At 39.5% G+C, this 14,749-nt stretch carries 14 protein-coding genes; 8 read left to right on the top strand and 6 right to left on the bottom strand.

Features of this window, described 5'->3' with window-relative positions; all coding sequences use genetic code 11:
- The first annotated feature begins 1 nt into the window (after position 1).
- The 3 genes from PLE34_RS08480 (at position 2) to PLE34_RS08470 (ending at position 1,285) form a co-directional block, all read left to right on the top strand.
- Positions 2-286 (top strand): MutS N-terminal domain-containing protein, encoded by a 285-nt coding sequence (locus PLE34_RS08480; RefSeq protein WP_324555873.1) that lies wholly within the window; start codon positions 2-4, stop codon positions 284-286.
- A gap of 11 nt (positions 287-297) precedes the next feature.
- Positions 298-516, top strand: a complete 219-nt coding sequence (locus PLE34_RS08475) for a hypothetical protein (RefSeq protein WP_324555872.1) — start codon at positions 298-300, stop codon at positions 514-516.
- 292 nt (positions 517-808) lie between these two features.
- A complete protein-coding gene (locus tag PLE34_RS08470) occupies positions 809-1,285 on the top strand; it encodes a JAB domain-containing protein (protein WP_324555871.1) in 477 nt (158 codons plus the stop codon).
- Between the two features lie 56 nt (positions 1,286-1,341).
- On the opposite strand, the gene PLE34_RS08465 is transcribed toward PLE34_RS08470, so the two are convergent.
- Positions 1,342-1,623: a hypothetical protein gene (locus PLE34_RS08465; protein ID WP_324555870.1), complete on the bottom strand. Its 282-nt coding sequence runs from the start codon at positions 1,621-1,623 to the stop codon at positions 1,342-1,344.
- Between the two features lie 158 nt (positions 1,624-1,781).
- Between PLE34_RS08465 and PLE34_RS08460 the strand changes: the two genes are divergently transcribed.
- From PLE34_RS08460 to mobC, 4 genes are all read left to right on the top strand, one after another.
- The gene (locus PLE34_RS08460) at positions 1,782-2,696 is read left to right on the top strand and encodes a DUF8464 domain-containing protein (RefSeq protein WP_324555868.1); all 915 of its coding nucleotides are present in this window, start codon (positions 1,782-1,784) and stop codon (positions 2,694-2,696) included.
- 224 nt (positions 2,697-2,920) lie between these two features.
- Positions 2,921-3,313 carry a plasmid mobilization protein gene (locus tag PLE34_RS08455; protein WP_324555866.1) on the top strand — a complete coding sequence of 131 codons (393 nt, stop codon included), beginning with the start codon at positions 2,921-2,923 and terminating at the stop codon, positions 3,311-3,313.
- Positions 3,298-4,578, top strand: a complete 1,281-nt coding sequence (locus PLE34_RS08450) for a relaxase/mobilization nuclease domain-containing protein (protein ID WP_324555864.1) — start codon at positions 3,298-3,300, stop codon at positions 4,576-4,578. Before PLE34_RS08455 ends, PLE34_RS08450 begins: the two co-directional genes overlap by 16 nt.
- 16 nt (positions 4,579-4,594) lie before the next feature.
- Positions 4,595-6,580: a conjugal transfer protein MobC gene (gene mobC / locus PLE34_RS08445; RefSeq protein WP_324555862.1), complete on the top strand. Its 1,986-nt coding sequence runs from the start codon at positions 4,595-4,597 to the stop codon at positions 6,578-6,580.
- Positions 6,581-6,723: 143 nt separating this feature from the next.
- On the opposite strand, the gene PLE34_RS21865 is transcribed toward mobC, so the two are convergent.
- The gene (locus tag PLE34_RS21865) at positions 6,724-6,906 is read right to left on the bottom strand and encodes a hypothetical protein (protein WP_502875867.1); all 183 of its coding nucleotides are present in this window, start codon (positions 6,904-6,906) and stop codon (positions 6,724-6,726) included.
- Positions 6,907-7,708: 802 nt separating this feature from the next.
- On the opposite strand from PLE34_RS21865, the gene PLE34_RS08440 reads away from it, so the two are divergent.
- On the top strand, positions 7,709-9,223 hold the full coding sequence (locus tag PLE34_RS08440; RefSeq protein WP_324555860.1) for a glycoside hydrolase family 32 protein: 1,515 nt from the start codon (positions 7,709-7,711) through the stop codon (positions 9,221-9,223).
- 215 nt (positions 9,224-9,438) lie between these two features.
- Here PLE34_RS08440 and PLE34_RS08435 read toward each other — a convergent pair whose 3' ends face one another.
- The 4 genes from PLE34_RS08435 to PLE34_RS08420 form a co-directional block, all read right to left on the bottom strand.
- Positions 9,439-9,576, bottom strand: coding sequence for a hypothetical protein (locus PLE34_RS08435; protein WP_324555858.1), 138 nt, complete (start codon positions 9,574-9,576; stop codon positions 9,439-9,441).
- A gap of 61 nt (positions 9,577-9,637) precedes the next feature.
- On the bottom strand, positions 9,638-11,206 hold the full coding sequence (locus PLE34_RS08430; protein WP_324555856.1) for a glycoside hydrolase family 32 protein: 1,569 nt from the start codon (positions 11,204-11,206) through the stop codon (positions 9,638-9,640).
- A gap of 35 nt (positions 11,207-11,241) precedes the next feature.
- Positions 11,242-12,912, bottom strand: a complete 1,671-nt coding sequence (locus PLE34_RS08425; RefSeq protein ID WP_324555854.1) for a glycoside hydrolase family 32 protein — start codon at positions 12,910-12,912, stop codon at positions 11,242-11,244.
- Positions 12,913-13,016: 104 nt separating this feature from the next.
- Positions 13,017-14,735 (bottom strand): RagB/SusD family nutrient uptake outer membrane protein, encoded by a 1,719-nt coding sequence (locus PLE34_RS08420; RefSeq protein WP_324555852.1) that lies wholly within the window; start codon positions 14,733-14,735, stop codon positions 13,017-13,019.
- Positions 14,736-14,749: the final 14 nt, after the last annotated feature.

Here is a 14,749-nt window from a genome sequence, read left to right as displayed (position 1 = left end):
TATGGAAACAATGAATGGCCATATTACAGTCAATCCCCTTGCCATTGCAACTTGGCGTAGACTTAAAATTAAATATCCCCATGCTTTGGTATGGGTTAAGGTAAAGGAGCATTATCATACATTTTCCAGAGATGCCATAGCGGTACACAGCATTGGTAAAGTCGAAATATACCCATGTTTTCAGGAGCACTGGCATTGCGCCATTACTTATGAGCGTATTGAAGCTGTTATGAAAAAAATGATAAGGGCAGGTTTTCAGGTAGCCTTGTGCGATGCACTGAAATAATACAGGTTTATATGGAATGGAAAGACTATTTATATGGTTACGATGATGGATACAACCATGGCAGATCCGGCGAAGCAAACAGCGGGTGTAACCTGCTGTTTGCTTTAAGCTGGTTGGTTATTACTTTATCAATCTTTTTGATTAAGCTACTTTACCTGTTGATTAAAGGCGTAATAAAATTATTCATCTATTTGTTGATAGGATGCTTTAAGATAACATGGAGGCGCTAAAAACGAGGCAAGCTTTGGGCTTGCCTCGTTTTGAATATTTGTAGAAATAGTTGTTTCAGGGCAAACGTTGCAATAGGAGGGGAGTAAAAATCAAAAAATAATTTAAAAACGCAACCATTAATTCTCTGCACAAAGGTATCCTTTGGGCTGCTGAAGCGTGGAAAAAGACTTCGGCATAAACACGGGTTCCTCACCCACAAATCCATTCTTTTATTCCGATTCCTTTTTCACTGAATTGCCCAAAGGATAGGAAGGTTTCATAATTAATTTTTTATCATTAAAATTTTGGGTTATGGAATCAAGATTAAGCCTTCAGGAACTGAACAACGTAGCAGAAGTTGAAATCGTTTACCGCAGAAAACCAAACTGCAAGCCGGCTGAAAGACCGGTGATACGCACCTCATATGATTCGTATGCGGTATTTATGCATTACTGGAACCTGGATACCATTGAACTGATTGAAGAATTTAAAGTGATTTACCTTAACCGGCGCAATAGTGTCCTTCAACTGCTTGAACTATCTAAGGGAGGCATTACCGGAACGGTGGCAGACCCCCGCTTAATTTTGGCAGGTGCACTGCGGATAGGTGCCTGCGCCGTCGTTTTAGCGCATAATCATCCATCCGGAATAGTAAAACCTTCAATAGCAGATGAAACATTGACCCAAAAAATAAAAGCCGCTGCATCATATCATGATATCATAGTTGCCGATCACCTGATTATAAGCCCGGATAGTTATTTTTCTTTTGGTGACCAGGGGCTGCTCTAAGCCCTTTTTTTATGCTTGCTGAACAGATTAAGAAGGACAAAGTCCTTTTTAAAACTTCATAGTGATTTTAATTTTTCGTTCATTTCCGAGAGTCCGGCTTTGGCAAGTAATTCTGCAGTGAGTGTTGAAATCACCTGTGTGCTTTCCTGGGTGATGGCATCTAAAATACCAATAGATTTATCTGAGCTGTTGTTACCGTTTAATCCCCTTTCAATTATTTTACTCAGCAGTAACAAATCCTTTCGGGCAATAGTAATGTTGAGTTTGACATTTTCATTCATACCTGGAATGCTCAGTACGGTCTCGTAAATTCTGGCTACATCTGATTTTGCTAACATAAAAAATAATTAATGGTTCACAGATCTTGTACACGGCACAAAAATATTTCAGTCTGCTCAACTGATCCCCTTCAGAATTTGATAGGGATGTTATTTACCCAGCGGTTCGTTTTAATTTCACATCGTTACTGAATGGTGTGATTTGAAAATAGTATGTGATGGAAAACAGTAAGGCTAAATTTACGTGTGAGGAGGCAAGAGAAATTGACCTGGTGGATTATCTCAGCTCAATGGGACACCTGCCTGTAAAAATCAAAGGAAACGACTATTGGTATCTTTCTCCTTTAAGGCCAGAAAAAACAGCATCCTTTAAAGTAAACCGTTACATTAATCGGTGGTACGACCACGGGACGGCCAAAGGCGGTAATCTCATTGACTTTGCCGTTACATATCATAACTGCACGATCAAAGATTTAATGGAGTCGCTGCAGGGGAATTTTTCTTTTCACAAGCCCGTTTTTCTTTTCCAACCAAAGGGTAAACTGCAAAATGATGGTATCGAAATTTTAGGGGATTATGTCCCTGGTTCCTGGCAGCTTGTAAACTATCTCAAAGAACGTCATATTTCTTGTAGCGTTGCGCAACAATATTGCCGGGAGGTTCAGTACAGAATTGCCGGTAGAACATACTATGCCATCGGGTTTAAAAATGATGGTGCGGGCTACGAACTTCGTAGTGCAAATTTCAAAGGAAGCAGTTCTCCAAAAGGAATTACCAGCATTCAAATGGGTGGGACGGAAGTGGCTGTTTTTGAAGGCTTTTTTGATTTTCTTTCCTGGTTGGTTGTGTTCGACTATACTTCGCAAAAACCGATGAATTTCTGCGTGCTTAATTCCCTTTCTTTCTTCCAGAATGCCAGGCGCTTTTTAGAACAACACGAGGCTATTCATCTCTACCTGGATAATGACCCGGCAGGACAAAATTGCAGGCATGAGGCTTTGAAAATAAGTGCTCAATATGTGGATGAAAGCAATCTCTATAAAGGCTATAAAGATCTTAATGAATGGCATGTTAATATGGGAAAAGCCATAAACAATGAGAAAGATTTCCCTGAAGTTTTAAGTGCAGTCTAAATCCGTCTTAAAGCATCAGGCGATAATGAATCGGTTCGAACAATAATTAATCAATGGAAAGTTTTTTAAATCACAGAAAATGTGAGGCGGCTTTAGGGTGCCTGTTCCCGCACCCGGCAAGATGTACGTTTGTATCACAAACGGGAAGTTTCATCCCCTTTGCTCCGGAGTCGCGGGGATAATTGCAGCAAATGCTTTTTTTGAGTAGATAAATTGAAGCAGTGATGAGTGAACAAAAACACAATAGGGATAAATGGTTGCACATACGGTTAACGCAACTTGAATTTAAGAAAATCCACAAGGGATTTTCCAATTCCACGAAGAGAAAAATAAGTGAATATGTCCGGGCAATTCTGTTGGAAAAACCCATCACTGTCTATACCCGCAATCAATCATTTGATGACTTTGTGGCAGAACTGATCTTGTTAAGAAGAGAACTCAATGCTATCGGCAACAATTTCAATCAATCGGTCAAAAAATTAAATGCGATGGACGATACAGCAGAGATAAAAATATGGGCTCTGCTGAATGAAAAAAGCAAGCCCGTGCTTTTTAAAAAAATAGATGAAATCAATGAAAAACTCGCGCAAATCTCAGAGAAATGGTTGCAAGAATAAATACAGGTAAAAGTATTTCTAAAGCACTTAATTATAACGAGAAAAAAGTGCAGCAGGGAAAAGCAGAATTGCTTTGCGCATCCGGATTTTTGAAGGAGGTCGGCAGGCTCACCTTTTATGAAAAGATCGGGCTATTTAAAAAGTATCAATCACTAAATGCCAGGGTTGACACCAATACCTTTCACGCCTCGTTAAATTTCGATCCTTCTGAGAAACTGACCAATGAAAAGTTGGTAAGAATTGCAGGGGCTTATATGGATAAAATTGGATTTGGGCAGCAGCCTTATTTGGTATACTGCCATTACGATAGCGCCCATCCCCATCTCCATATTGTGAGTACCAATATTCAAAGAGAAGGAAGCCGGATATCAATGCACAACCTGGGGCGTAACCAGTCAGAAAAAGCCCGGAAAGAAATTGAACTGCAATTTGGACTGGTGAGGGCAGATGGCAAGAGAGCAGTGGAATCGCTTATGCTGATGCCGGTTAATGCACAACAAGTAAGTTACGGAAAATCGGAAACCAAAAGAGCGATTTCAATTGTATTGGCTGCGGTAATCCACCAGTATAAATTTGCCTCACTGCCCGAATTAAATGCTGTTCTTAATCTCTATAATGTATCCGCAGAAAGGGGAAGTGAAGGTTCGTCAATGTACAGGCATAAAGGGCTTCATTACCGCGTGTTGGATGAATCTGGTAAAAAGGTTGGCACACCGGTTAAAGCCAGTGCTTTTTATATAAAACCTACACTGACCAACCTTGAAAAAAAGTTTTCGGAAAATGAAACACTTCATATCCCATATAAAAAGGGATTGCAAACCACTATTGGTTGGATATTGAATAAGCAACCTGCCAGCCTTGAAGAATTTATACAAGCACTCCAAAAAGAGCGCATTAGCACTGTAGTTCGCAAAGGAAAAGAAGGGACAATTTATGGAATTACTTATGTAGATCACAAAACCAAATGTGTATTTAATGGAAGTGACCTGGGTAAATCCTACAGCACAAAAGCGGTACTGGAAAACTGCAGGCAGGAGCTTCTTTTAAAAGATGGGGAAGAAATTAAACAGCAGTCAGCCCAGGCACAAAATCAACGTGGGGAAGCCAAAGTTTCGGAAGCGGATCCAATCCAAGTCAATCAGCACACAAAACAACAACAGTTGGGTTTGCCTGAGCATGCCATTGCCCCTCCAGTTGGCGGAGACTATCTGCCCCATCAACTCAAAAAGAAAAGAAAGAAAAAAAGAAAACGACTTTCTTTTTAGTTAAAAGCAAAATACTATGCAAACAGGAGAGAATGAACAAGGGTTACGCAAAATCCTGGATATGACAAGGCTGATCAGTATGGTCGTAATGGGCTTACACTTCTATTATTATTGTTACCAGGCATTTGAAGTTTGGGGATTAAGGGCAGAACTAACTGACAAGCTGCTGGAAAACATTAAACGCACCGGACTCTTCGCTGATTTTCACCGCTCCAAATGGATTGCCCTGGGCTTTCTGTGTATTTCGTTGATAGGTGCCAGGGGGAAAAAAGATGAGCAACTACATTACCGCACGGCTTTTGGTTATATCTCTACAGGGCTCACAATTTATTTTGGAAGCTGTCTTTCACTTTTATTGGCATTGGATACTGAAAGCATTGCCGTGATTTACATCGGGCTGAGCTGCCTGGGATTTATTTTAGTGCTCACTGGTGGAACACTGCTTTCCCGTGTGATTCAATTGAAGCTCGATAACACTGATATTTTCAATAAGGAAAATGAAACCTTTCCACAAGAAGAACGGCTTTTGAAGAATGAATATTCCATTAACCTTCCCGCAAAATATAACCTGAAGGGAAAGGTCCGCCTGAGTTGGATCAATATCATCAATCCTTTTCGTGGTCTACTGGTATGTGGATCTCCAGGTTCAGGTAAAAGCTATTTTGTTATCCGGCATCTGATCACCCAACACCTGGCAAAAGGGTTTTCAATGTTCGTTTATGATTTTAAGTTCGATGATCTCTCGGTGATTGCCTATAATCATTACCTGAAGAACAAACATTTGTATCCGGTAGCGCCTGAATTTTTTGTCATCAATTTTGATGATCTCTCCCAAAGTCACCGTTGTAATCCACTGGACAACGAAAATATGCTGGACATCACAGACGCAGCGGAATCTGCCCGTACTATTCTTATGGGATTGAATCGCGAATGGATCAAGCGTCAGGGTGATTTCTTTGTGGAATCGCCTATCAATTTTTTAACAGCTATTATATGGTACTTGCGAAAATACCAGGACGGAGAGTTCTGCACCTTGCCCCATGTGATTGAACTCATGCAGGTGGAATACGACAAATTGTTTTCGATCCTGCGTACAGAAAAAGAAATTGAAGTACTGATCAACCCTTTTGTAAATGCTTACCTGCATGATGTAATGGAACAATTGGAAGGGCAAATTGCTTCGGCTAAAGTGGCGATGGCAAGGCTGTCTTCCCCGCAACTCTATTATGTGCTTTCGGGAAATGATTTTAGCCTGGACATCAATGATCCAAAAGCACCCAAAATCCTCTGTGTGGGAAACAATCCACAAAAGATACAGATTTACGGAGCGGTATTATCGCTATATGTCAACCGGTTGATAAAGCTGGTAAATAAAAAGGGGAAGCTGAAAAGTAGCCTCGTGTTTGATGAGTTCCCAACAATCTACCTGAACAATATAGATAGCTTGATAGCTACTGCCAGGGGAAACAAGGTAGCGACTTGTTTGGGTGTGCAGGATTTTAGCCAGTTAAAAAAGGATTATGGAAAAGACATGGCAGACGTAATTATGAATATCGCTGGGAGTATCATTTCCGGGCAGGTAGCGGGTGAAACTGCCAAGCAACTCTCTGAAAGATTTGGAAAGATTATGCAGGACAGGTCCAGTGTTTCAACTAACCGCACGGATACTTCAATCAGCAGGTCAAAGCAGTTGGAGAGTGCCATACCGCCATCTAAAATAACTGCCTTAAGTTCTGGGGAATTTGTAGGAATGGTGGCCGATGATCCTGATTGCAAAATTGAACTGAAGACTTTTCATGCAGAGTTGCAAAATAGTCATACTGCACTAAAAACAGAACAAAATGATTATAAAGCATTACCTGTTGTCAGGCAAATTGAATATAGTATGATCCAGCTAAATTACCTGCAGATTAAGCAGGATGTCGAGGATATGGTGAGTGCAGAAATAGGAAGGATGATGGGTGACCCCGAGTTGTCAGGTTTTATAATTAACAAGAAATAACAATTGCTAAACTACCCATAAATTGTAATAGCCACTATTTGATCTGACAGTGAAGGATTGTTAGTTTTATAGGATCAGGATATATTTAGGGTGCGGATGTTACCTGTCCTATCAACTTCTGCTTTGCTAAGATAATGGATTATTTAAACGTAATCCATTGCAGCTTTTCCAAAGCAATATCTTCGGCCGTGCGTTCTTTCCTGATTATAATATCTCATCCATTCGTCCAGGTAATGCTGGAGTTCTTTCAGGTTTGAGTAGAGCTTTTTTCTACAAGCCACAACATAAAATTCCGCCTGCATAATTCGGTGTAAGCGCTTGCATATACCATTGTTTTATGAGTGGCGACCTGAGTTTTACTATGGTCTATACCTTCAATTTCAATGTACAGTTCATACTCATGAAGTTCTTGTCTCTTCCGATATCCCATGTTCCTTGTCCATCATTCATTTTCTTTTGCTTAATTAATAACCCGGATTGCATGAAATGGCTATAGATTTAATATAGTGGATTCTCGTTCGATTATTTTTCCCAAAAGATTCACAATCATTGGGATGTGATTATTATTTTTTTACGTCTTATTGCCAATTCAATACTGATACTCTCCATTTCTTCAAAAGGCTGAATATATGTACTGAAACACAGTGTATAAAATTACCTGCATTTTGGAACAATAAAAGACTTGAAAGAGGTTTAATGTATGGATTTCGTCAGGCTTTTTAATAATAGTATATTCGATTAGGATACAAAACGCTGAAAGAAAGTAGTGGAAATCTTTTAAAAAATATCAACATTGAACTGGCGCACCGTGAAATTATTCCTGGTAAAGCAAAAGAAATTAACCTTGATCTTCATTGGATAGATGTTGTATATGGATGTTACAAACCAATTCCTGATGGTAGATGGTGTAAAGGCGCTTGCACCATTGCAGCGTGATAGACTTAGCTTGCTGGATATACGCAGATACAACCGGACTTAAGATATTTGAAAATAGTGGACACCTATTTTGTCCATTAATCTTGACAAAGGCAGTCGCTCTTTGCGATTATTGATAAAGGGTGGCATTGCTAAAATTTGCGGAGTTGAAACATATGAATTTACATTTACATTATTATTAAACACAGAATCATGATTCCAAAAATAAAATGGCTGTTACTGATTTTATGTTTCGCGTTCTTTCAAACGGCGAACAGCCAAACTAAAGATGCGGCATATATGGAAAAGCATCGTCCGCAAATCCATTTCTCTCCCAAAAAGGGATGGATGAATGATCCCAATGGAATGGTTTTTTTCAACGATAAATATCATTTGTTCTATCAGTACAATCCTGATAGTACTGTATGGGGACCTATGCACTGGGGACATGCCGTAAGTACTGATCTCGTACATTGGGAAGAATTAACTATCGCGTTATACCCGGATGCTTTGGGAACTATCTTTTCAGGGAGTGCAGTTATTGACAAAAACAATACTGCAGGTTTTGGCGCTAACACGATGGTGGCTATTTATACCAGCCACAGTCACGCCATGGAAAAAGATGGTTTTGAAAAAGTGGAAACGCAAAGTATTGCCTATAGCTTAGATGAAGGAATAACATGGATAAAATACAAAGGCAATCCCGTGCTACCTAATTCCGGTATACGCGACTTCCGTGATCCTAAAGTTTCCTGGTATGAACCTACTAAAAAATGGATTATGGCCCTGGCTACAATGGATCATATCACCTTTTACTCTTCTCCCGATTTAAAAAACTGGACAGAAGAAAGCAAGTTTGGTAAAAATATTGGTGCGCATGGCGGCGTATGGGAATGCCCGGATATATTTCCTTTACAACACGAAGGAAAACAGGTTTGGGTATTAATGGTAAACATCAATCCCGGAGGCCCCAACGGAGGATCAGCAACACAATATTTTACCGGCGGTTTTGACGGGCATACGTTTACGCCCGATGATACCGAAATAAAATGGATAGATTACGGCCCGGATGATTACGCAGGTATTACCTGGTCTAATACGGGCAACAGAAAGGTATTTATCGGGTGGATGAGCAACTGGGCATACGCTAATATTGTTCCTACCGTTAACTGGAGGAGTGCAAATACTGTAGTAAGAGAACTGGCAATAGAAAAAGCAGGTGATAAATATTTGGTTAGCTCTGCCCCGATAAAAGAAATAGATGTGCTGAAAGCAACATCGTATGATGCCAAAAATGTAAAAGCAAAAAATATAAACATTACCACCAAAACAGGCAAATTGAACGGACCCGCGATATTGAAACTTACGGCTGATGAATTGAAAGAATTCAATATTACGATATCAAATAATACCGGTGAAAAAGTAGCATTTGGTTACGACAAAACAGCCAATCAATATTTTATTGACAGAAGCCAATCAGGCAATGTTAATTTTGTAAAAGATTTCGGGAATAAAATCGTCGCGCCACGGTTCTCCGCAAATAAAAACACAGACATTACCTTAGTTATTGATGTTGCTTCTGTAGAAGTGTTTGCTGACAAAGGTTTGTCCGTACTCACCGCCATTTTCTTTCCAACGTCTGATTATACAGATATCACCATCAGTTCCAAAGATGGATTTGTAATAAAAACATTAAATCTTAGTCATCTTACCAGCGCGTGGAAATAAATATTAACCCACTCTAAAATAAGTATTGTATGAACTCGGCGAAAGCTATTTTTTCATATTATAACTGAGTGTTATAGCACCAGGGCTATCGCAGCAATCTATGAAGTACCGAGTACCTGTTAGCTTTGCTCATACCAGATTTAATCCATAAGCTACTTTACCCTAACCAAACTTTCCTTCAATAGGATTAGCCTCACCAAGGCTTATGTTATTATTCACTGCCTGCGCCGATGGTCGCCCAAGGCCTTAGTAATAATAGTTGTTCTGTAACTTAGCCCCGTATATAAAGCAATATTTTTAATTACATTACGCCTGCTGGTAACAATTTTCTTTATTGATATATCGTCTGCCATCAGAAAATTTATTGATTACTATTTATTAATTATAGAATTCCATAAATTCTATTTGTTCAATTTAATAGGCATTTGTTTCAGACATCTGCCAAAGCTCTGCACTATTTACAGTAACTGCATCTTTGGTAGCAAACAGTTTAACCTGAGAACTGGAGGGCAATGTTGGATAAACCACTTGTGTTACGCATTGTCTGCCGTTGGCAAATACTTCAATGATGGACCGATCAATAAAAATATTCAGCTTTAGGCTTTCTCCTTTTTTTAATTCAAAAGGAGCTCTTTGCTGTGAAGTGGTTTTACCATAGCCTTCAATTTGCTTAGGTTCAAATATGCAATGAGTTACCATTTCCACCGGTCCCTGAACTGAAGATTTTACAAAGTCTATGATGATTTCCTTAGATACAGGGTCGTATTTAATAACTGTTTCTTCTTTTCCATCCAGTGAAGTGAATACCTTAATACCGTAGGGAGATTTATCAGAGCCTTTTAAATCTACTTTTATTTCCATAGAAGTGCCTTGTATGGAAAGAGCTTTCTCCGTATTCGCGGGTATGGTGTTAATTTTCTCTTTTACGCCTCCATCCAATCTAATGTTTTTTACCTCTTCAGGTGGATTAATCTCCAACGACCCATCTGCTGCTAGCGATAATACCCTGGGCATACTCATAATGCCTGACCATTGATAGTTGGGCAGGTATGCTGCTTTTCTTTCCATAACCCAACCCCATATAATATTTCTTCCTTTATCATCTACCAGTTGCTCAGGGGCAAAAAAAGTACCGCCAGGCCAGTTCATTCTACCATGTTGTTCTATGGTATATTTATCATTGTCAAACTTGCCGATATAATATTGCGCTCCAAGGTGGTGGCTAATAAATACCAACATATCCTTGTCTCCTATTTTAAAAAAGTCTGGGCAAGATATATCTTCATACTCATACAATTTGTTGTTTTTCTTGTCTACAAAATCCCCAATATAATCCCATTTATACATGTCTTTAGATTTAAAAAGCCCTGCCACATCTCCTCCAGATATCTGGTAGTAATGATCAGACTTTTTATCGTACCAACATTCAGGGTCCCAGGCTCTGTATTTACCTTCCATGGCACTACCTTTAGCCGGTGTAATCACTACCGGATTGCCTTCAAACTTGGTCCATTTTCTCAAGTCATTGTCTTTTGAATAGGCAATAAGATTGGTATTGGAACCTTCACCGTGATAAACAATATGCGGCACTCCCTCTCTTGACATAAATGTACCGCCACTGAAAATACCACGTTCAATGTCTCCCGGTTTTACATCTAGCATATCAGGGTACAGTGTCCAATGAAAAAGATCTTTAGTAACCGCATGTCCCCAAAAATGCTCCCGCTTGCCATTTTCAAGCGATTGGTAAATGAATCCTAAATGATATTTTCCTTTCCAGTAAATACCTCCATTGGGATCAAATGGCATAGCAATACCTTCTGGCGATGCAAAATGATAAATCGGCCTGTGCGGATCGCTGCTAATAAGTTGTCTTAGTTTTCTGGTTTTATTTATCAAGTCGGCGTTATCCTGCTTGTCGTATTGGGCATAGCAAACACTGCTGCCAAGCAAACAAATACATAGTATTGTATTTTTAATCATATTATTTTTTTATCCGGTAAATATTTTCATTTTTCTTAGTATGGGTTTGAAGGAACAATATCCCATGTTTTGGCAGCTATTACTTTGGCAGCCCCTCCGTTTGAAAACAGTTTTATACCTGTCCCGCCCAAGGTCGGATATACTGTTCTGGCTATCGCTTGCCGGTCATTTACGAAAACCTCAATAATACCTCTGTCTATAAAAATGTTTAGCGTAAGGTTCTCTCCTTTTTTCAACTCAAAAGGAGCACTCTCAATATTTCTTCTCCCGTAAAGCACGCTGGATTTTGTAGCGTCCAGTTTTAATTTTTTTTCAGCAGCGTCATAATAAATAACGGTTTCTTCTTTGCCATCTGCAGAACGACCTACTACTACTCCTGCTTGCTTTGCAGTACCCGCTTGAAATGTTACTTCCATTTCCAACAAATCATTATTTTGTTCGTACAATGTTGTTTCGGTATTGGCAGCTAGTGTAATGTTCCTTCTCTCTTTTGCATTTATTCTTAAGCTCTTTAATTCCTCCACAGGTTTCATGCCTAAGCCTCCGTCTTTATTTACCCAAAGGGACCTTGGCAATCCATAAATCCCATTCCATCCATGGTAGTTTTTTAAACTGTCGGGCCTGTCATCAAAAATCCATGCCCACATAATTTGCCTTCCTTTATTATCCACTAAAGCTTCTGGTGCAAAGTAGGCATTATCAGTCCAGGTCATTCTGCCATGTGTATCGGGCAGGAATCTATCATTTATATAACTGCCTATATAATATTGGCATCCCAGATTATGGCTTATGAATAACATCAGATGTTTATCGCTTTTGCCACCATCTGGTGAAGAAGGTAATGGCAAAAAGCTTGGGCACATATTGTCTTCGGTTTTTTCTGTCCATTTTCGGTCGGCTTTGTAAAACTCATGTTTATAGGTCCAGTCATTCAAATTATCCGACTCAAATAAATACAACCTGTCACCCTGGTAATTAAGAGAATCCAAAGGCAAGGTTCCCTCCTCCATATTAGCTGGCAGTCCCGCACCGCGTGACCCAAATTTACGGAGCACCAAAAGGTTACCGGTCAGCATATAGTATTTACCGTCTTTTTTCCAGATGTTGGAAGGATCTGCAGAACCTACATAATACGGTTTACCGGAAGCATCTTTCATTTCTGTAATGCCCCACTCAGTAGATTTAATTACAGGATTCGCTTTGAACTTTTCCCAATTAGAAAAAGTGGCGTCATTGCTTTTAGCAAGACCAATACCTTTTGCTCCCCATAACATCCAATAGGAAAGAATAGCTGAACCATCATCATCTACAAAAGCTCCACCACTGAAACATCCTTCATCTCCATCACCTGGCACTAATGCATCCCGATGGTAGCGCCAATGCAGCATGTCTTTACTTGAAGCATGCCCCCAGGCAAATTTCCCATCGGTCCTTTTGTATAGAAACATCAGGTGGTACAACCCATTATGATAGAACGCACCGTTAGGATCGCCAGGGCGCCCATCTCCTTCAGGGAAACTAAAATGATAGGCGGGACGATAAGGATCGGTTAACAATCTTTCTCTAAACTCCCTGGTAGACCTGATTACTGCAGCCGGAATGTCTTTTCCTTCTTCAATTAAAGGCTTTTCTTCCTTTTGTTGTGCCAAACAACAGGCGCTCATAAAGCAGGCCAATACAAGGAAAAAGCTTTTAAATCTATTCATAAAAAATATTATTTTTTGTTCTATAATTAATGTACAGAAGCAATTAATAATTTATTCGAATCAAATATCCTAACAAATTATTAATTGCCAATCACGGGTATGGATTAATAACCGTGATTCTGCCTGTAAAGATTTTGACTTAAATCAATTTGCCCTTTAGGTATCGGAAGATATTCATCTCTTTCCTTTGTAAATTTTGCATTAGCCAAATGCGGTCTTCTGGTTTTTTCTACTTCAAAATAATTATTCATTTCTTCTGCAAAAACGCCCCACCTTAAAAGATCATAAGCTCTAAACCCTTCGCATGCCATCTCCAACCTTCGTTCCCATTGTAGCGCTTTAAAAGCGAAATCTTTATTCCAAACACAGTTCACTCCGTCAACATAATCTTTTATATCAAAATTACCGGTTGGTTGTCCGTTAATATCTACCAGCCTGGCAGTACTTTGTGCAGCACGGCTTCTTATTTGATTGATAAGGGGCAAAGCTTCTGCATGTCTATTTAACTGTATAAGCGCTTCCGCTTTCCAGAGTATGACGTCATCCAATCTGATAACATCCCTGTTTTTGGAATCACTTTTCCATGGGTTAACCGGTTGATAACAGGGGGAATCATAAGGAACTGTTTCTTTCATTGACATAAAGCTTCCATATGTTTCAGGTTGCCTGGGCCATGTTTCTCCATTAAATATAAAATCTGTTTTATACTTGTAAGGTAGCCCATCTATTGCAACGGTATGCAATAACCGCGGATCAATAGTATGTGTTTTTAGACTTGCAGCATTTACAATGTTTATCGTATTATAATTGTCAAAATCCGGCAGCCCATTCACAGTTCTGAAAGCATTTACTACATTTTGAGAGGGACTATGATATCCGCAACATCCATACTCTTGCACCATTGGGTACACCACTTCATTCGTTCCGTTGATACGACCAGTAGGTGTACCGTCATTACGGGAAAATTGAATTGCCCATATTGATTCCATACCATTTTGCGTTTCACATGAAAAATTATCTGCAAAGTCTGCAAACAGTTGCTTGCCTGAGTTTTGAATAACTTCCGTAGTAAGGTCAAGTACCTTTTGTAATTTATCTACATTAATATTGGTTACCTGGTTTTTCTCATTCTGCTCATAAGCGGCATACAATAATACTTTAGCCATGTAAGCCTTTGCAGCGTGTTTTGTTGGACGCCCTACTGCAGCATCACTGTGTGCTTCAGGTAAATGGTCAATAGCAAATTGCATATCTTCTATTATCTTACCCCACAATTGCTCATCTGTCATATCATTTCCAATATTTTTATAGTCGCCTACATCCATGGCTTCATCAATGAAAGGTATATAACGGAAATTCAATTTCAACCAGAAATAATTATTGGCCCGTAGAAATCTCATTTCTGCTACGCGTATATCTTTTAGTTGAAATTCTACCTGATTCAAAATTCTCAATGCCTGGTTGGTTCTGGAAATGCACTGGTACTCAATCTCCCATTTGCCGGCAACGCCACCTTCATCTGTTGTCATGTTTACAAAAGTTTCTGACACATTCCATTCCGGCAGGTCACCAATACCGGCACCCCCTTTATACGCATCTCCCCCCCTTAAATCGCCATATGGCCAAGGCGTAAGCGGGCGTAAATAATAGCGTTCATTTCCCTGTGCGGCATATGCGGCTATAACCATTTTTTCTGCATTAGCCGGTGTAGCCAATAAGGCCTCTGTTATTATTCCTTTAGGTGCATCCTCCAGGAATTTATTACTACATGCGCTTTGCAGTAATATCATGCTTAACATCGCTAATTTTATTATACTTTTCATATCTCAGGTTATTT

This window comes from Agriterribacter sp. (assembly GCF_035445465.1).
Lineage (GTDB): Bacteria > Bacteroidota > Bacteroidia > Chitinophagales > Chitinophagaceae > Agriterribacter.
The sequence above is the reverse complement of the archived record's forward strand: the minus strand, read 5'-3'. Positions and strand labels throughout refer to the sequence as shown.